This window comes from Microbulbifer regidiadema (SeqCode), from assembly GCF_052467605.1.
In genome coordinates this window covers 1,626,187-1,643,431 of sequence record NZ_CP174316.1, presented here as the reverse complement: position 1 = coordinate 1,643,431, position 17,245 = coordinate 1,626,187, and the positions used below count along the sequence as shown (strand labels likewise).

General features: G+C 51.6%; 18 protein-coding genes and 4 tRNA genes. 12 read left to right on the top strand and 10 right to left on the bottom strand.

Going from position 1 to position 17,245, the window contains the following annotated elements; translation table 11 throughout:
* Positions 1–102 precede the first annotated feature (102 nt).
* Both ACJJIF_RS07855 and ACJJIF_RS07850 read right to left on the bottom strand, forming a co-directional pair.
* Positions 103–178 (bottom strand) — tRNA-Asn (locus ACJJIF_RS07855).
* Positions 179–224: 46 nt separating this feature from the next.
* Positions 225–300: transfer RNA gene (locus ACJJIF_RS07850), tRNA-Asn, on the bottom strand.
* A 240-nt stretch (positions 301–540) separates the two neighbouring features.
* On the opposite strand from ACJJIF_RS07850, the gene uvrB reads away from it, so the two are divergent.
* The 12 genes from uvrB (at position 541) to ACJJIF_RS07790 (ending at position 11,749) form a co-directional block, all read left to right on the top strand.
* Entirely contained in the window at positions 541–2,550 is a 2,010-nt protein-coding gene (gene uvrB / locus ACJJIF_RS07845; RefSeq protein ID WP_444931664.1) for an excinuclease ABC subunit UvrB, read from the top strand.
* Between the two features lie 176 nt (positions 2,551–2,726).
* Positions 2,727–2,803: transfer RNA gene (locus tag ACJJIF_RS07840), tRNA-Val, on the top strand.
* Between the two features lie 108 nt (positions 2,804–2,911).
* Entirely contained in the window at positions 2,912–4,840 is a 1,929-nt protein-coding gene (thrS, locus tag ACJJIF_RS07835) for a threonine--tRNA ligase (RefSeq protein WP_444931663.1), read from the top strand.
* Positions 4,841–4,861: 21 nt separating this feature from the next.
* A complete protein-coding gene (infC, locus tag ACJJIF_RS07830) occupies positions 4,862–5,407 on the top strand; it encodes a translation initiation factor IF-3 (RefSeq protein WP_444932327.1) in 546 nt (181 codons plus the stop codon).
* A gap of 146 nt (positions 5,408–5,553) precedes the next feature.
* Positions 5,554–5,748: a 50S ribosomal protein L35 gene (gene rpmI / locus ACJJIF_RS07825; RefSeq protein ID WP_020413351.1), complete on the top strand. Its 195-nt coding sequence runs from the start codon at positions 5,554–5,556 to the stop codon at positions 5,746–5,748.
* A gap of 36 nt (positions 5,749–5,784) precedes the next feature.
* Positions 5,785–6,144, top strand: a complete 360-nt coding sequence (gene rplT, locus ACJJIF_RS07820) for a 50S ribosomal protein L20 (RefSeq protein WP_020413350.1) — start codon at positions 5,785–5,787, stop codon at positions 6,142–6,144.
* Positions 6,145–6,337: 193 nt separating this feature from the next.
* Entirely contained in the window at positions 6,338–7,351 is a 1,014-nt protein-coding gene (gene pheS / locus ACJJIF_RS07815; RefSeq protein ID WP_444931662.1) for a phenylalanine--tRNA ligase subunit alpha, read from the top strand.
* A 101-nt stretch (positions 7,352–7,452) separates the two neighbouring features.
* Positions 7,453–9,828, top strand: a complete 2,376-nt coding sequence (pheT, locus tag ACJJIF_RS07810; RefSeq protein ID WP_444931661.1) for a phenylalanine--tRNA ligase subunit beta — start codon at positions 7,453–7,455, stop codon at positions 9,826–9,828.
* A gap of 129 nt (positions 9,829–9,957) precedes the next feature.
* Positions 9,958–10,263 (top strand): integration host factor subunit alpha, encoded by a 306-nt coding sequence (gene ihfA, locus ACJJIF_RS07805; RefSeq protein ID WP_444931660.1) that lies wholly within the window; start codon positions 9,958–9,960, stop codon positions 10,261–10,263.
* Entirely contained in the window at positions 10,244–10,612 is a 369-nt protein-coding gene (locus ACJJIF_RS07800) for a MerR family transcriptional regulator (protein ID WP_444931659.1), read from the top strand. The genes ihfA and ACJJIF_RS07800 overlap by 20 nt, the downstream gene beginning before the upstream one ends.
* A gap of 114 nt (positions 10,613–10,726) precedes the next feature.
* Positions 10,727–10,803, top strand: a tRNA-Pro gene (locus ACJJIF_RS07795).
* Positions 10,804–11,143: 340 nt separating this feature from the next.
* The gene (locus ACJJIF_RS07790) at positions 11,144–11,749 is read left to right on the top strand and encodes a sce7726 family protein (RefSeq protein ID WP_444931658.1); all 606 of its coding nucleotides are present in this window, start codon (positions 11,144–11,146) and stop codon (positions 11,747–11,749) included.
* Here the strand turns inward: ACJJIF_RS07790 and ACJJIF_RS07785 are convergent.
* The 8 genes from ACJJIF_RS07785 to ACJJIF_RS07750 all read right to left on the bottom strand — a co-directional run bounded on the left by ACJJIF_RS07785 (position 11,738) and on the right by ACJJIF_RS07750 (position 17,239).
* On the bottom strand, positions 11,738–12,820 hold the full coding sequence (locus ACJJIF_RS07785; protein WP_444931657.1) for a beta family protein: 1,083 nt from the start codon (positions 12,818–12,820) through the stop codon (positions 11,738–11,740). The two genes, ACJJIF_RS07790 and ACJJIF_RS07785, sit on opposite strands and share 12 nt — an antisense overlap.
* Positions 12,817–13,359, bottom strand: coding sequence for an ImmA/IrrE family metallo-endopeptidase (locus ACJJIF_RS07780; protein WP_444931656.1), 543 nt, complete (start codon positions 13,357–13,359; stop codon positions 12,817–12,819). The genes ACJJIF_RS07785 and ACJJIF_RS07780 overlap by 4 nt, the downstream gene beginning before the upstream one ends.
* Positions 13,360–13,365: 6 nt before the next feature.
* On the bottom strand, positions 13,366–13,860 hold the full coding sequence (locus tag ACJJIF_RS07775) for a hypothetical protein (protein ID WP_444931655.1): 495 nt from the start codon (positions 13,858–13,860) through the stop codon (positions 13,366–13,368).
* 543 nt (positions 13,861–14,403) lie between these two features.
* A complete protein-coding gene (locus tag ACJJIF_RS07770) occupies positions 14,404–14,790 on the bottom strand; it encodes a transposase (RefSeq protein WP_444931654.1) in 387 nt (128 codons plus the stop codon).
* A 312-nt stretch (positions 14,791–15,102) separates the two neighbouring features.
* A complete protein-coding gene (locus tag ACJJIF_RS07765) occupies positions 15,103–15,396 on the bottom strand; it encodes a hypothetical protein (RefSeq protein ID WP_444931653.1) in 294 nt (97 codons plus the stop codon).
* A gap of 118 nt (positions 15,397–15,514) precedes the next feature.
* Entirely contained in the window at positions 15,515–15,838 is a 324-nt protein-coding gene (locus ACJJIF_RS07760) for a hypothetical protein (RefSeq protein ID WP_444931652.1), read from the bottom strand.
* Positions 15,835–16,032, bottom strand: a complete 198-nt coding sequence (locus ACJJIF_RS07755) for a hypothetical protein (RefSeq protein WP_444931651.1) — start codon at positions 16,030–16,032, stop codon at positions 15,835–15,837. The genes ACJJIF_RS07760 and ACJJIF_RS07755 overlap by 4 nt, the downstream gene beginning before the upstream one ends.
* Positions 16,033–16,660: 628 nt before the next feature.
* Positions 16,661–17,239, bottom strand: a complete 579-nt coding sequence (locus ACJJIF_RS07750) for a transposase (protein WP_444931650.1) — start codon at positions 17,237–17,239, stop codon at positions 16,661–16,663.
* Positions 17,240–17,245: the final 6 nt, after the last annotated feature.

Sequence of the window (17,245 nt, the reverse complement as noted above, 5' to 3'; positions counted from 1 at the left end):
GTTGGCCGCTATTTCGCAGCTTGATACCGTGCACAGTGAGCTGAAAAAAATTGAGCAGAAAAGAAAAAGCCCGGATAGATGGAATCTATCCGGGCTTTTGTTTGGCTCCGCCTGCTGGGCTCGAACCAGCGACCCAATGATTAACAGTCATTTGCTCTACCAACTGAGCTAAGGCGGAATTTAATCTAACTTATATAGCGCAAATTAAGCTGCGCTTTGAAATTTGGCTCCGCCTGCTGGGCTCGAACCAGCGACCCAATGATTAACAGTCATTTGCTCTACCAACTGAGCTAAGGCGGAATATCTTTTCGGCGTTGCCGTTCAGATGGCGCGTATATTATAGAGCACTTCCGACTAGGTCAACCCCTTTTTTCATCTTTAACTAATTGATTTGTCAGGAAATTATTTTTTGCCCCGGGCGCAAAACACCACGGACCCGAATTGAGAGGGGTGGGACGCTGTTCTCTGGTAATTGTGAGCGGTATGACGACAGCCTACAATCCGGTGTTGCATGAACGTTTAAGTGGTTGGGGGAAGTGTATGGAATCGCGACCTTTTAAGGTGGAGTCCAAGTATCAGCCGGCGGGGGATCAACCGCTGGCGATAGCGCAATTGTCAGAGGGGATTGATGATGGTTTGAGCCATCAAACGCTGCTGGGGGTTACCGGTTCGGGTAAGACCTTTACTATGGCGAATATTGTTGAGCGCCTACAGCGGCCGGCCATTGTGATGGCCCACAATAAAACACTGGCGGCTCAGCTCTACGGAGAGTTTAAAGAGTTTTTCCCGAAGAATGCGGTGGAGTATTTTGTTTCCTACTACGACTACTATCAGCCGGAAGCCTATGTGCCTTCTTCGGATACTTTTATCGAGAAAGATGCATCTGTAAATGAGCATATTGAACAGATGCGCCTCTCTGCCACCAAGGCGCTGATCGAGCGGCGGGATGTGATTGTCGTTGCCACAGTTTCGGCAATTTACGGTTTGGGTGATCCAGACAAGTATTTGAAGATGGTGCTGCACCTGGATCGCGGTGATCTCGTTGATCAGCGCACCATCCTCAGGCGCCTGGCCGAATTGCAGTACACCCGCAACGATGCGGACTTTCGCCGCGCTACCTACCGGGTGCGCGGCGATATTATCGACATCTACCCGGCAGATTCCGATATGGAAGCGGTGCGCCTATCTCTCTTTGATGAGGAGATCGAAGAAATCACGCTGTTTGACCCGCTTACTGGGGAGCAGCTCAAAAAGGTGCCCCGGGTCACCATTTTCCCCAAGAGTCACTATGTGACGCCGCGAGAGACGATTGTCAGCGCCATCGATGAAATCAAAGATGAATTGCGCGGGCGCCTGGAGCAGTTGCGCGGCAACGACAAGCTGGTCGAGGCGCAAAGGCTGGATCAGCGCACCCGCTACGATGTGGAAATGATGCAGGAGCTGGGTTACTGCAATGGGGTGGAGAATTACTCCCGCTATCTCTCTGGTCGCGAATCTGGCCAGCCACCACCCACGCTATTCGATTACTTGCCCAGCGATGCACTGCTGTTTATCGACGAGAGCCATGTAACGGTGCCGCAGATCGGCGGCATGTATCGGGGGGATAGGTCGCGCAAAGAAACCCTGGTGGAATACGGCTTCCGCCTGCCGTCGGCCCTGGATAATCGCCCGCTCAAATTTGAAGAGTGGGAGGGCTTGGCGCCCCAGACAGTTTTTGTCTCCGCAACTCCCGGCCCCTACGAGCAAGAGCATGCGGGGCAGGTGGTTGAGCAGGTAGTGCGCCCGACCGGCCTGGTGGACCCGGAAGTTGAAGTGCGCCCCGCCGCCACCCAGGTGGATGATGCCCTGTCTGAAATCCACCGCTGTGTAGATGCGGACCAGCGAGTGCTGATTACCGTGCTGACCAAGCGGATGGCAGAGGATCTGACGGAATACCTCGCCGAAAGCGGTGTGCGCGTCCGCTACCTGCACTCCGATATCGATACCGTTGAGCGGGTCGAGATTATCCGCGATCTGCGCATTGGTGAATTCGATGTGTTGGTGGGTATTAACTTGCTGCGGGAGGGGCTGGATATGCCGGAAGTTGCCCTGGTGGCAATTTTTGATGCCGATAAAGAGGGTTTCCTGCGCTCCGACCGCTCGCTGATCCAGACTATCGGTCGGGCCGCGCGAAATTTGGAGGGCCGGGCGATCCTCTATGCAGACAAGGTGACCGGCTCTATGGAGCGCGCACTGGAGGAGACTCGCCGTCGCCGTGAAAAGCAGCTGGCCCACAACAAAAAGCACGGTATTACCCCCAAGGGAATTCGTAAGAGTGTGGCGGATATTCTGGAGGGGGCGGTGGCCCCTGGCGTGCCGAAGAAAGGGCGCCGCAAGGTTGCCGAAGGTGAGGGTGACTACAAGGTGGATGTCGCGGCGCTTACCGATAAGCAGCGCTGGGCCCGAATCGCCGAGCTGGAGGAGCAGATGTACCAGCACGCGAAAAACCTGGAATTTGAAGCAGCGGCAAAATTGCGCGATGAAATTACCCAGCTGAAAGGTGTGGAATAGCGCTTGCGGAAGTGTCGGCCCTGAAGCTACCTTTTCAGGGCCTCACATCGGCCCGTTGATGAACGGCCACTCTTAAAAAAAATTATAAAAAACTTCAGTAAGTTGTTGAAAACACTAAAAAGCGGTGCTAAAGTTCGCGCTCTTCACAGCACAGGGTTCCCCCGCTGTAGAGCTTTAGACCCGTAGCTCAGTTGGTTAGAGCGCTGCCTTGACATGGCAGAGGTCGGCGGTTCAAATCCGCCCGGGTCTACCACCTTTCAAAGGATGGATGCCCCATCCGATCAAGAGTTCCATGAGTATCTTCATGGATAGTTTCATGCGGTCTTTGGTAGGGATCGCCACTGAGAACAAAGGAAAAGCAATGCCCGTTGTTACTCTCCCCGATGGTTCCCGTCGAGAATTTTCTGCTCCGGTTTCCGTACACGATGTAGCCGCTGATATCGGCCCTGGTTTGGCAAAAGCCGCACTTGCAGGCGTTGTAGACGGCAAGGAAGTCGATACCAGTTACGTTATTGATGCCGATGCGAACCTGGCGATTATTACTGATCGCCAGCCCGAAGGCCTGGAAGTGATCCGTCACTCCGCCGCGCACTTACTGGCGCAGGCGGTCAAGCAGCTGTATCCCACTGCCCAGGTCACTATTGGCCCGGTTATCGAGGATGGCTTCTATTACGATTTCGCCTACGAGCGCCAGTTTACGCCGGAAGATCTCGAAAAGATCGAAGAGCGTATGGAAGTGTTGGCCAAAGAAGACGTTCCTGTCAGCCGCCGCCTGATGCCGCGCAAAGACGCGGTTAAATACTTCCGCGAGATGGGCGAGGAATACAAGGCCGAGATTATCGACAGCATCCCCAGCGATGAAGATATCTCTCTCTACCGCCAGGGCGACTTTGAAGACCTGTGTCGCGGCCCCCACGTGCCCTCCACCGGCAGATTGAAAGCGTTCAAGCTGACCAAAGTGGCCGGTGCCTACTGGCGCGGCGACTCCAACAACGAAATGTTGACCCGTGTCTACGGCACTGCCTGGGCCAACAAGAAAGAATTGAAAGCCTACCTGCGTCGTATCGAAGAGGCAGAGAAGCGCGATCACCGCAAGCTGGCGAAGAAATTTGACCTTTTCCATATTCAGGAAGAGGCCCCCGGCATGGTGTTCTGGCACCCGAATGGCTGGACCATTTACAGCACTATCGAGCAGTACATGCGTCGCCGCCAGCGGGAATTCGGCTACAAAGAAATTAAGACACCGCAGCTGGTAGATTTCAGTCTGTGGCGCAAGTCCGGTCACGCCGATAAGTTTGGCGATGACATGTTCACCCTCACCAGTGAAGAGCGTCAGTTCGCGATTAAACCGATGAACTGCCCTTGTCACGTACAGGTATTCAACCAGGGCCTGCGCAGCTATCGCGACCTGCCGTTGCGTCTGGCGGAGTTTGGCTCCTGTCACCGCAGCGAGCCCTCCGGCTCCCTGCACGGCTTGATGCGCGTGCGCGGCTTTGTACAGGACGATGGCCATATCTTCTGTAGCGAAGACCAGATCCAGTCAGAGGTGTCTGACTTTATGGATCTGCTGCACTCCGTGTATAAGGATTTCGGTTTCCAAGACGTTATCTACCGCCTCTCCACTCGCCCGGAGAAACGCGTCGGTTCCGACGAGAGCTGGGACAAGGCCGAGAAGGCCCTGGCTGACGCGCTGGATGCTGCGGGTCTGCCGTGGGAAGAGCTGCCGGGTGAGGGCGCCTTCTACGGACCCAAGATCGAATTCTCCCTGAAAGACTGTCTCGGCCGTGTATGGCAGTGCGGTACTATTCAGGTGGACTTCTCTATGCCGGGCCGCCTGGATGCCCAGTTTGTAGCGGAAGACGGCTCGCGCCAGTCGCCGGTTATGTTGCACCGCGCCGCCCTGGGTTCCTTCGAGCGCTTTATTGGCATTTTGATCGAGCACTACGAAGGTGCATTCCCCACCTGGCTGGCGCCGCAGCAGGTGGCGATCATGAATATTACCGATCGCCAGGCCGACTATTGTCGCGATTTGCAAGCTCGCCTGGGTGAACAGCAATACCGCGCTACAGCTGACTTGAGAAACGAGAAGATCGGCTTTAAAATCCGCGAGCACACGCTTCAGCGTGTTCCTTATCTGTTGGTAATTGGCGATAAGGAAGTAGAAAGTCAGACCGTGGCTGTGCGCACCCGCAGCGGTGAAGATCTGGGCACTATGACGTATGAGTCATTCCTTGAGATTCTCGAGCAAGACGTAAATCGTCGCGGCCGTTTGACAGAAGATAATGCATAACAACTTGGCAACTGGGAGACCATAGCTATTAAACGAGATACTAAGGGACGGTCCAAAAAGGCCCGCATAAACGATCAGATTGAAGCGTCAGAAATCCGCCTGATAGGCGCTGATGGCGAACAGGTAGGCATTGTCTCCCTGGATGAAGCGCTGGAAGCTGCACAAAAAGCTAGCTTGGATCTCGTTGAAATTGCCTCGGACTCCACGCCGATAGTCTGTAAGATCATGGACTACGGCAAGCACGTATTCGAAGCTAAAAAAGCTAAGAATGCCGCCAAGAAGAAGCAGAAGCAGCAGCAGATCAAGGAAATGAAATTCCGTCCGGGCACCGATATCGGTGACTACCAGATCAAGCTGCGCAACCTGGCCCGCTTCCTGGAAGCGGGTGACAAGGCCAAAGTTTCCCTGCGCTTCCGTGGCCGCGAGATGGCTCACCAGGAGCTGGGCATGGAAATGATGCAGCGCATCGAAAAGGACCTTGAAGAGCTGGGTACCGTCGAGCAGCGACCGAAAATGGAAGGTCGTCAAATGCTGATGGTGATTGCTCCGCTCAAAAAGAAAAAGTGAGGTCCGGGGAAGTCATTCCCCGTATCTCCTTTGAGAAGTGGTTGGGCGACGGCTGCCTCCCCGCTCTCGCAGTGCCGGTAACTTCGCTTGCCGGCAGTTACTAAGGGTGCCTGTTTTTCAGGCGAATATTCACTTTGGAGTACAAAATGCCGAAAGCAAAGACTCACAGTGGCGCTGCCAAGCGCTTCAAGAAGACGGCTGCGGGCTACAAGCACAAGCACGCTAACAAGAGCCACATCCTCACCAAGATGACCACCAAGCGCAAGCGTCAGCTGCGTGGCACCCAGACTATGAACAAGTCTGATGCAGGTCTGGTCGATCGTATGTTGCGCGCCAAGTAATTGGCCCAAATCGCAAAGGTTTAAGAGGATAGAGTTATGGCCCGTGTAAAACGTGGTGTAGAGGCGCGTCGTCGTCACAAGAAGATTCTGAAGCAGGCTAAAGGTTACTACGGTGCGCGTTCACGCGTATTCCGCGTTGCCAAGCAGGCAGTAATTAAAGCTGGTCAGTACGCATACCGTGACCGTCGCGTTAAGAAGCGTAACTTCCGCGCTCTGTGGATTACCCGTATTAACGCCCAGTCCCGTGCTGAAGGCCTGAGCTACAGCCGCCTGATCGCAGGTCTGAAAAAAGCGGACATCGCACTGGATCGCCGTGTACTGGCTGATCTGGCTGTTTACGATAAAGCCGCTTTTGCTGCCGTAGTTGAAAAAGCTAAGGCAGCCCTGGCAGCGTAAGCTGTCACTTCAGTTGTAAAACTGAATACTCAAAATAGGGAAGGGCTGTAGCGGCCCTTCCCTATTTTTTTATGGAGTTTCCGCTATTTTTTACCGGTGGCGGTGCCTGGGGAAATTCCCTCCGGTACAGAGAGTACCGGCCGAACAAAGCAGAAAAAATTAATCGAAGTTGGATTCAAACGGGAACAGTTCGATGCAAGATTTGCAGTCCCTCACCGAGCAGGCTATGGAGCTGGTGGAGAAGGCCGATGGCCTCGCCGCACTGGATCAGGTGCGTGTTGATTACCTGGGCAAAAAAGGCCAGCTGACGGCACTGCTGAAAGGCCTGGGCAAGCTGTCGGCTGAGGAGCGTCCGGCGGCGGGTGCCAAGATCAACGAAGCCAAGCAGCAGGTTCAAGAAAAAATTAACGCGCGCCGCACTATGCTGGAGCAGGCCGCCATCAACGCAAAGTTGGCCGAAGAGACTATCGATGTCACTCTGCCCGGGCGCGGCGAAGAGCAGGGCAATGCCCACCCCATTACGCGCACGCTAAAGCGCGTGGAAGAATTCTTTGCGGGCATTGGCTTCTCTGTTGAAAACGGCCCGGAAGTCGAACAGGACTACTACAACTTCGAAGCCCTGAATATTCCCGCGCACCACCCCGCGCGCGCGATGCACGACACCTTCTACGTGGACCCCACCACCGTACTGAGAACCCACACCTCCTCAGTGCAGATCCGCACCATGGAGAAAAAGTCTCCGCCGCTGCGCATTATCTGCCCGGGCCGCGTATACCGCTGCGACTCCGATGTCACCCACTCGCCCATGTTCCACCAGGTGGAAGGTCTGGTAATCGGCGAGAACATCAGCTTCGCCCATCTGAAAGGCACCATCGACCAATTCCTGCGCGCCTTCTTCGAAGCGGAAGTACCGGTGCGTTTCCGCCCGTCTTACTTCCCGTTTACCGAGCCCTCCGCAGAAGCGGACATCCAGTGTACCGCCTGTTCCGGTGAAGGTTGCCGCGTATGTTCCGGCACCGGCTGGCTGGAAATTCTCGGCTGCGGCATGGTGCACCCAAACGTCTTCGCCGCCTGCGATATCGACAGCGAAAAATACTCCGGCTTTGCCTTCGGTATCGGTATCGAGCGCCTCGCCATGCTGCGCTACGGCGTCAACGACCTGCGCTTGTTCTTCGATAACGATCTGCGCTTCTTGAAGCAGTTCTAAGCCGAGCGACAGCAGTCGAATTGTGGAGGCCTGGGCGGCGCAATAGCCCCAGGCGCAATGCGCACCAAGTTGCGCTGACGGAATACAGAAAGAGATCAACTATGAAAATCAGCAACTCCTGGTTGCGGGAATGGGTAAACCCGCAACTCACCACGCAGGAACTGGCCGATCAAATCACCATGGCCGGCCTGGAAGTGGATGGTATAGAAAAAGTTGCGGGCGATTTCTCCGGAGTGGTTGTCGGTGAGATTGTCGCCTGTGAACAGCACCCGGATGCAGACAAGCTGCGCGTGTGTAAAGTCGCTGGCCACCCCGACGGTGAAATGCAGGTGGTATGCGGCGCCCCCAATGCGCGCACCGGCATTAAAATTCCTTTTGCCCTGGTAGGCGCCAAGCTGCCGGGCGATTTTAAAATCAAAAAAGCCAAGCTCCGTGGTGTAGCGAGCTTCGGTATGCTCTGTGCTCAGACCGAACTGGAGCTGGGCGAAGACAACGACGGTATCTGGGAGCTGCCGGAAGACGCACCCACCGGTACCGATCTGCGTGAATACTTGCAGCTGGACGACGAGACCATCGAAGTGGATCTCACCCCGAACCGTTCCGACTGCCTCGGTGTTGCCGGTATCGCTCGCGAAGTGGGCGTACTGAACCGCTGTGCGGTACAGGGCCCGGAAGTTGCCCCGGTAGCCCAGCAGATCGACGAGAGTATGCCGGTATCCCTGCTGGCGGAAGCCGCCTGCCCGCGCTATGTAGGTCGGGTTATTCGCAATATCGATATCACAGCGGTAACGCCCCTGTGGATGCAGGAGCGCCTGCGTCGCAGCGGCCTGCGCAGTATCGACCCGGTAGTTGATGTTACCAACTACGTACTGCTGGAACTGGGCCAGCCCATGCACGCCTTCGACCTGGAGAAACTCTCCGGCGGCATCAAAGTGCGTATGGCAGAAGCCGGTGAAGAGCTGACCCTGCTGGACGGCCAGGAAGTCAAGCTGAAAGAGGGCACCCTGGTAATTGCCGATGAGGAAAAGCCTCTGGCGATGGCCGGTATTATGGGTGGCCTGGATTCCTCCGTTACCGCAGGCACCCAGCATATCTTCCTGGAGAGCGCCTTCTTCAGCCCGCTGGCCATTGCCGGTAAGGCCCGCTCTTACGGCCTGCACACCGACTCCTCCCACCGTTTCGAGCGCGGCGTGGACTACCACCTGCAAGAGAAAGCGGTAGAGCGCGCTACCCAGTTGCTGCTGGATATCGTCGGCGGTGAGCCCGGTCCGGTACACGTGCGCGAGCTGACTGAAATTATGCCCGCCGAGCGCCATATTACCCTGCGCCGCGCGAAAGTAGAGCTGGGCCTGGGCATCAAACTGGCCGATGACGAAATCGTCGATATCCTCACCCGCCTGGGCCTGGAAAAAATCGACCAGAACGACGAAGGCTGGACCTTCCTCGCCCCCAGCTTCCGTTTCGATATCGCCATCGAAGCCGACCTGCTGGAAGAGCTGGCCCGTGTTTACGGCTACAACCGTATCCCCAGCGAAAGCTTTACTGCCGAACTGGAAATCGCCCCGCGCCCCGAGAGCACCATTGCCCAGGATAACCTGGAGCAAACCCTGCTGAGCCGTGGTTACTACGAAGCGATTACCTTCAGCTTTATCGATAGCGACAGCGCCGCGCTGTTTGATCCGGAAGCCGATCCGGTGGCCCTGCAAAACCCGATCAGCGCTGAGCTGGCGGTTATGCGCACCACCTTGCTGCCGGGCCTGTGCAAAGCGTTGCAGTACAACCTGAATCGCCAGCAAAACCGCGTGCGCCTATTTGAAACCGGCCTGCGCTTTGTGCCGGGTGCCGAGTTGCATCAGGAGCAAATGATTGCCGGTCTCGCCTACGGCAGCCGCTACGCAGAAAACTGGACTGGCAGCAAAGACGCCGTGGACTTCTACGACGTGAAAGCCGATGTAGAAGCCCTGTTGGCTCGCACCGGTGTCGCCGATGAGTTCCGCTTTGTCGCCGGCCAGCACCCTGCGCTGCACCCCGGTCAAACCGCCAAGATTATGCGCGGCGAGCGCGAAGTCGGGGTGATCGGTGCCCTGCACCCGCAGTTGCAGAAGAAGTTGGACCTGTCCAAGCCCGCGTTCGTATTTGAGCTGAGCCTGGAAGCGATCGGCGAGGGCAAAACCCCCGCGTTCCGTCCGCTGTCCAAGTTCCCGGAAGTGCGCCGCGACCTGGCCCTGCTGATCGATGCCGAGGTTCCCGCCGCCAGTCTGGTGGAAGCGGCTGTTGAAGCAGCCGGCGAAACCTTGACGGACCTCAAGATATTTGATGTCTACCAAGGCAAAGGCATTGATTTAAATAGAAAAAGTGTCGCTTTGGGGTTGACGTTTCAGCATTCGTCGCGCACCCTTAATGACGACGAAATCAATGCCGCTGTAGATGCGGTGGTCGGAAAACTAGCAGAAAAATATAACGCTAGTCTGCGCTAGCAGAGCATGACGCTCTCGGGTGCAGGCTAAATTGCACCCCGAGAGCGTCTGCTACCGGGTTGAAAGCCGCCGCGGTTCGGGCCGCTTCCGATCTGGAGTCGACGCCTCTGAATCAATTGGTAGGACCCAATGACAGAGGCACTGACCAAGGCCGGGCTCGCCGAGAAACTGTACGAAGAGCTGGGTTTTAACAAGCGCGAAGCGAAAGAGATCGTCGAATACTTCTTCGAGGAAATCCGCAATGCGCTGGAAACGAACGAACAGGTCAAGCTCTCGGGCTTTGGTAATTTCGACCTGCGCGATAAAAGCCAACGCCCCGGTCGCAATCCCAAGACCGGCGAAGAAATCCCCATCTCCGCCCGCAGGGTAGTCACCTTCAAGCCCGGGCAAAAACTCAAGGCGCGAGTAGAAGAGCATGCTGGAACCGAGCAATAACGCTCAATTGCCTGCAATCCCCGCTAAGCGCTACTTCACCATCGGCGAGGTGAGTGAATTGTGCGCCGTTAAACCCCACGTCCTGCGTTACTGGGAGCAGGAGTTCCCCCAGCTAAAACCTGTCAAGCGCCGCGGCAACCGCCGTTACTACCAGCACCAAGATGTCATTATAATCCGCCAGATTCGTGCGCTGCTGTACGAAGAGGGCTATACCATTGGTGGGGCCCGCCAGCAGATCGAGACTGGCAGTGAGCGGGCGGAGGTGGTCCAGTTGCAGCAGGTGCTGCCCGAGGTGATCGCAGAACTAAAGGACATTGCCTCTCTGTTGAGGGAGGGGAAGAAATTCTAAAAAAGTACCGATTGGGGCTTGCAATCTGCCGCTAGTCCGGTATTATTCACGCCACATCGAGACACGATGTCCTTAAAAATCAATCACTTAGCGAAGTGAGCAATTTTTCAAAATCGGAGCGTAGCGCAGCCTGGTAGCGCACCACACTGGGGGTGTGGTGGTCGTCGGTTCAAATCCGGCCGCTCCGACCATATATATCGTTGCATCGCAACGGCGAAGAAACCCGCTTTTTAGCGGGTTTTTTGTTGCTTCAAATTTCTGAATTGGACGTACCCTGCACATCTCCCTTGATGTGACGTGGCTACTTAAGGCGTCAGTTAGATATTCAGGGATTATTGGCATTAACGATGCTGCAAAAGGCTACTCTAAACAAAAATAATTTTCAGGCGCACTTATAAAGGAGTGTTGTGGCCGGCTCTTGGGAGGGGTTGCGATCTATTGCGATCTGGAGGCTATGGTTTTGACTCGTGTACAAATATACAGTATTTTGAGAGTTGGTCAGTGTTTTGGCTAGGGTGTGGATAATGGGTCATGAATGAATCTCAAGTAAAAATTCGTCTGATTAACTGGCTCTTATCTGGTGATGAGAACCTCACTTTAGGGGCGGAAGTACCTTTTGGTGGGCGTCGGGCAGACCTTATTTCCCTCAACAATGGTTTGGCGACTGCCTTTGAAATTAAGGCTCTTGGAGATAAAGTTTCACGTTTGGAGGGGCAATTAGAAGATTATCGACGTTTCTTTGATTTTTGCTTTGTGGTTTGTGAGCCTGAAAACCTACCTTTGGTTAGAAGTTCTATAAAAAAGGGGTATGGGATTATCGTGGTAGGTGAGGGTGAGGTCCTGCTTCTTAGAAAATCCCAGAGGTTTAAGCGGCACAATAAAGAACTTTTGCTTAGTGTCTTAGAGGTTAAGGATTTAAAGAGGTTGAGTAATGTAAAGCTAGTACTGAAAGATGATTTGTGCGGGGAGGTTGCAAAACGCCTGAGCCTAGAAAGGGTTAGGGTTATCTCTAGGGTTAGGCTGGAAGAAAGGTATGGGCCAGCAACAGATTTACTAAAGCTCGATATGGGTAGTGTAATTACAATCGATGACTTGCAGACTATTACTAAGCGGCCCCCGCTCGACTTAAGTTGTTGACCTCAAGTCTAATATTTTATGAATGTAATAATTCATTCGCACGGAAATCCAAAATGATGGGCTGAGCCCGGAGGCATTGTTTGCGCTGGCCAAGGCAATTTCTTTCGATGCCCAGCAGCTAGGGATTTCCTTGTAGTGATAACCATCCTCTTTTACTCTTCTCGCGCATTTCGGATAGCCGCCATCCTTTTGCCTATATCTTTTGTATACAAAAGATCTCCCGTCATCTTGAAATACATCAATTCTCGGAACAAAACGCGCCCCTCGAATTTCTACTTGTTCAGTATTTATTGACACGTAGTCGCCATACCCTATATCCGGGTAGTTTTCCTGAATTAATTTATATATTTCTTCCTCATATACGGGAAACTCTCCTTCGGCGTCATCACCACCAGCCTGTGCGGGATTTGTAGGGAAGGAACTCCCTAGCATAGAAATCTTTTCAATTTGTCCGTCATTAAACACTCTTTGTAATTCAGCGCAAGACTCGGTAAAGCTGCCAGCTAGGCCTGTGATATCGTTCTCCGCCTCTCGCCGAACATATTCCCCGTCTAGAAAAACATACACTTTGCAATCTTTATGTAAAGTATCCTTTATTGGTGAGAGATATGTATCAAATTCCTCAGGAGATAAATCATGAGGAATCCTTACTGCTAAATTGGGTTTCTTTTTTGATGCATTCTCAACAAATTTTCTTAACTCAGGAAAGCCAGAATCCTCATCTTCAACGATGTGAATCATTGGGATGATATTTAGGTTAGAAAAAATATCAAAAATAAAATATTTCCACTCAGAAAATCCGTGTTGAGGAGAGAGTAGTTGGCGAATTTGAGTGTTGATGTACCGGTCATCCATTGTCAAATCCAAAATAAATGGGCTATCACCTTGTATTTCTGAGATGGATTTCATCCTGCGGTAGATGTCCCCATCGGGAACTTTTTTTGTTTTCCGCGACTTTGTCAATTCATATATTGGCAATATCTCTTGCTTTAAATCAGTAGGTAAGTTTAGAAAGCAGCGAATCTCAGAATCGCGAGTTTTAATAAGTGGAAAATACTTTATCTTGCTCATAGATTATGTCCGCTCATACCGAGTTTTTTAGCTCGATATCTGACAGCCATAGAAGATACTTTAAAGTATTTGGCGATATCTTCGACCTTTGCAGAATTATTTTTAATGTAATTTCTAAAGCTATTCTCAGGCATTAACAATTCGGCGGCAAATTGGTTGGCTTCCACTTCTATTCGGTTGGTTTCGCCGTTTCTAAAGAATATTTTGTCTGAAAAGTCATTTTGTTGCTCTGCATGCTTTATGCGGTGGCCGATTTCGTGTGCAATAGTGAATCGCTGTCTGTGAGGGTGGTGTAGCGAATTTATAGTCATTACCCACCGCTCTGTTTTTGGGCACTTTTTGAGTGAGCCGGATTGATCGTCGGCGAGAGGTTCATAACGAACAGCAATACCGAGTGCAGCTGCCAAGTCACTGATGTTAATTGGGTCTGTATCGATGCCTTTCTCTTTAGCAAAATGCAGCAGTTCTTTTGGTGTTGAGTGGTCTTCGAATTCAACAGGTGCGGGAATCTTAGGCTTGTCCTTTCTGGCAAATGCCATAAATAGTTACTCCTTAATTTCCAATTCGCCGCCCTCCACTTCTTCAGTGTCGAGTTCAGCCATTCGAGATGATACAGTAGCAATCTGAGCCCTGAGAGATGCATAATCACTGGTTAGAGACTCAAGCTCTTCGGTTAACTTTCTATTTTCGCTAAGAACTTTGTCGAAATCTCTTAATGTATCATCATCAAGAGTATCGACTACCGTTTTCTTGGTGTGATTACGAAGTATTTCTGCAAAGCTTTCGGACTTCATGTGCTTGACGGCTGCTGTTTCTGCTTTCTCTTCAGAGCGGCCTTTAATAAAAAAGAAGGAAACACCTGCGATAATTGCATTTATCGCAATAAGGATGGTGATTATCACCTGATAAAAATCAGCTTGGTAGCCTAGGAAGTCCTTGAGGCTTATAAGTGTACCGTCTTGAACCATTTGCCCAATAGTGAACAGCTGTATGAAATTATCGCCTAATTTCTTTTTATCTGTTAATGCTAGCTGTCCCATATATTGCTGATACTGTAGCTGTTCTGGGACAGGCATACATGTGAGGATAGCAATCAGCACAAGTAGTGTAAAAAATACACTAATTAGGCACGTAAGGGTTATAACTCTAAGATTACTGGGCTGTTTGCTCGAATCCATTTATACAATTTTCACTCTGATTTGTTCGAAGAGGACCCTTTGTGGCGACTAAATAGTCTACACTATGGACACATCATGTGTACACAGTCACAATTTTAATATGCCTTCACCTTGAAGATAAATGGTTTAGGATCCGAGTAATCCAGAGTAATCCAGGACACCCAAAGATTGGAGGGTAGTGTCAGTTACGTAGAATCCAGGACACCCATAATTTGAAAGAATAGCTTTGAAGTCGTGTATTTCATCTTTTCTGGGCTTGCTAGCAGTCAGGAGGTAGGTATCAGGCTAGGTTTAGTCGCACCCTCCCCCTGGTTGATCATAATTTGACCATGCGAGGCGATAGCGGTATGGTTAGCTCGATTATTAGCGGTTTGTAATTGCTTTAGGTGCTACTAGTGCACTGTATTAAATAGATTGCTGATTTGAGAGTGCTTGGCGTGCACGCTCCACTTTCAATAAAATTTCCTCAGCAGATTTCGTCCACACAAAAGCTTTCTTGGCTTCATTATGTGTTTCAATAAATTTCACGATAGCCGTTTCCAACTCCTTGACTGAGGTGAATACCCCTCGGCGCAACTGCTTCTCTGTGAGTAATCCAAAAAATCTTTCCACCAGATTTAGCCAGGATGAACTGGTCGGAATAAAATGAAGATGAACTCGTTTGTTTCTCTTGAGCCAGCGCTTTACATTTTCATGCTTGTGAGTCGCGTAATTATCGACGATAAGATGAAGATCCTGTTCTTTGGGTGTTTGCTTTTCTACGGTCTTTAAAAAGCCTAAGAGGATGAGCAATCCAGGACACCCAAAGATTGGAGAGTAATCCAGGACAGCAATCCAGGACGTCAGTTACGTGGCAAGCATCAGCTCTGGTGGTTCTTCCTCTCTGATTTAGGGGAAAAGGGGATGGAAGGAGCAATCCAGGACACCCAAAGATTGGAGGGTAGTGTCAGTTACGTGGCAAGCACCAGATCTGGTAGCTTTTTCTCTCTAATTTAGGAAAAAAAGGGGGTGGAATGCAGAGGGTCTGTGTTCAGGCTGTAGGTAGCGCAATTTTTGGATATAAAACCGGCAATCGTGCTATCGAGTGTTTGGAGTAGGGCTAGATTAGCGGGAAATAGCTGAGAGGAAGCGCCGGCAGTCACCAATACCGTGTACCCAGCGTTTATTGAGGTGGCTACAGGCTTGCTGTACCACCTTCACTGATCCCACCAAGCCTTTAAAGCGACTTTCAAAATTTCGGTTGAGATAGAGCCAGTGCTTGGGAGAGATACCAAGCCGATCTAGGATGGGAGGCGTATTTCCGGCAATACAGCCTCGTTTTCTGGGATTTAAAAGTCGGCCACTCCAATCCACTAGTTCCAAATAGTGATCCAACTGAAAAGGAAGCCCTTTCGGCATACTTAAACGCTCACCGCCGACAAACGGAGGTAGATTTTTGGGCTGTCTGCCTGAGACTGCCGTACGAATACGTTGTCAAAACTTGAGATTTGAATTCCCCCTTTCAAAAGTGACAACTCTACTCTCTATGGTGTTTGTCGTAACCTTCTGACCACTCTTGCTGATAGCCTTGCTTTTTGAAGTAACCTCTAAATATATGAAGTGCTTTTTCTAGCCAAGACTGAATATCTGAAATACCCTCAATCATCTTGCAGTCTTTTTCGTCATCAACCGCTTGATCTGTCATTTCCCAGAAAAAGTAAGCCAAAGACTCTGCCTCCTCTTTACTATCTAAATTGGAGTTTCCAGAAACAACCGATCGAGCGATTTCAGAGTTTAGTTGTTTCGCGTAATGCAGAACTAATGTCTTCGCTGGTTGATTATATTCATTGAAATTCATCATACTTTATAGGCCTCTAGTGGCAAGTCATTCATTATAACGATCCACCGATCCACCGATCCACCGATCCACCGATCCACCGATCCACCGATCCACCGATCCACCGATCCACCGATCCACCGATCCACCGATCCACCGATCCACCGATCCACCGATCCACCGATCCACCGATCCACCGATCCACCGATCCAGGACACCCAGTGCGCCGAGATAAATCGGCAAAAGATTGGAGGTGAAAGCCCTCTACCCGGTAAGGTTTAGCAAACCGCTGGGGCCCCGAGTCATGGGCGCTGTTCGGTAACCAGTAACCAGCACGATTCAGGACAGCACGATTCAGGACACCCATAAACTGAACCCATGAATTTTGGGTAACTCGTTCGGTAATCTAGGACACCTATAAATTGAAAGAATAGCTTTGAAATCGTGTATTTCATCTTTTCTGGGCTTGCTAGTAGTCAAGGGGTAGGTATCAGATTAGGTTTAGGCGTACACTTCCCTGGCTGATCATAATTTGATCATGCGAGGGGATGGCGGTATGGTTAGCTCGATTATTAGCGGTTTGTAATTGCTTTAGGTGCTACTAGAGAGATAGATTTCACAGTCGTGCAGGCCATGCACCCAGCGTTTATGTTGCTGGGCACAGACTCCTCTGACTTTTTCAGCTGCGCCGACTAGCCGCTTGAAGCGGCTTTCAAAGTTGCGATTCAGGTGGAGCCAGTGTTTCGGTGAAATGCCCAGCCTTTGCAATATAGGTGGGGTATTGGCAGCAATAGCGCCGCGTTTTCTCGGGTCCAGATGTCGTCCGCTCCAGCCGACCAACTCCAGCTAGTGATCTAGCTGAAAGGGGAGGCCTTTGGGCATACCTTTCTGCTCTGGGCCTACAAGAGGCAGAAGATTTTTAGGCTGCTCTCCAGACATGGCTGCTCGAATGCGCTGCGCAATGGATGTGTAATTGGACTCTTCTGGAGTTTTCGTTATTTTGGCTCGAATAGGGTTGAGGTCCACATAGGCCATACAGACTGCCAGTGCCTTTTCATCCAGCAGGGTCTGGGATTTAAACCGCCCCTCCCAGAAACGCCCGGTGCAGCTGTCTTCGTTGTTTGCCTGACGAGCAATAGATTCGTTAAGGCAGCGCATAAACCAGCTGATATCCTGCAAGCGCGCTCGCCAAAGGGCGACAAGCTCATAAAGCTTTTCCATTTCGCCAGAATCAAGAGGGTCCCCTTGAAGGTAGCGTTGAGCTAGCGCGGAAGTTCTAAAAAGTTCTTGCCAGCGAGTAATGACCTCGGTATCGGACCAAGTTTTGGGGGCTTCTGTGTCGATATAGAGCACAATATGGTAGTGGTTGCTCCTCACAGCATAGGCTGCAATATCAAGCGCATAGATTCCGACCAGCTTTTGCATTCTGCC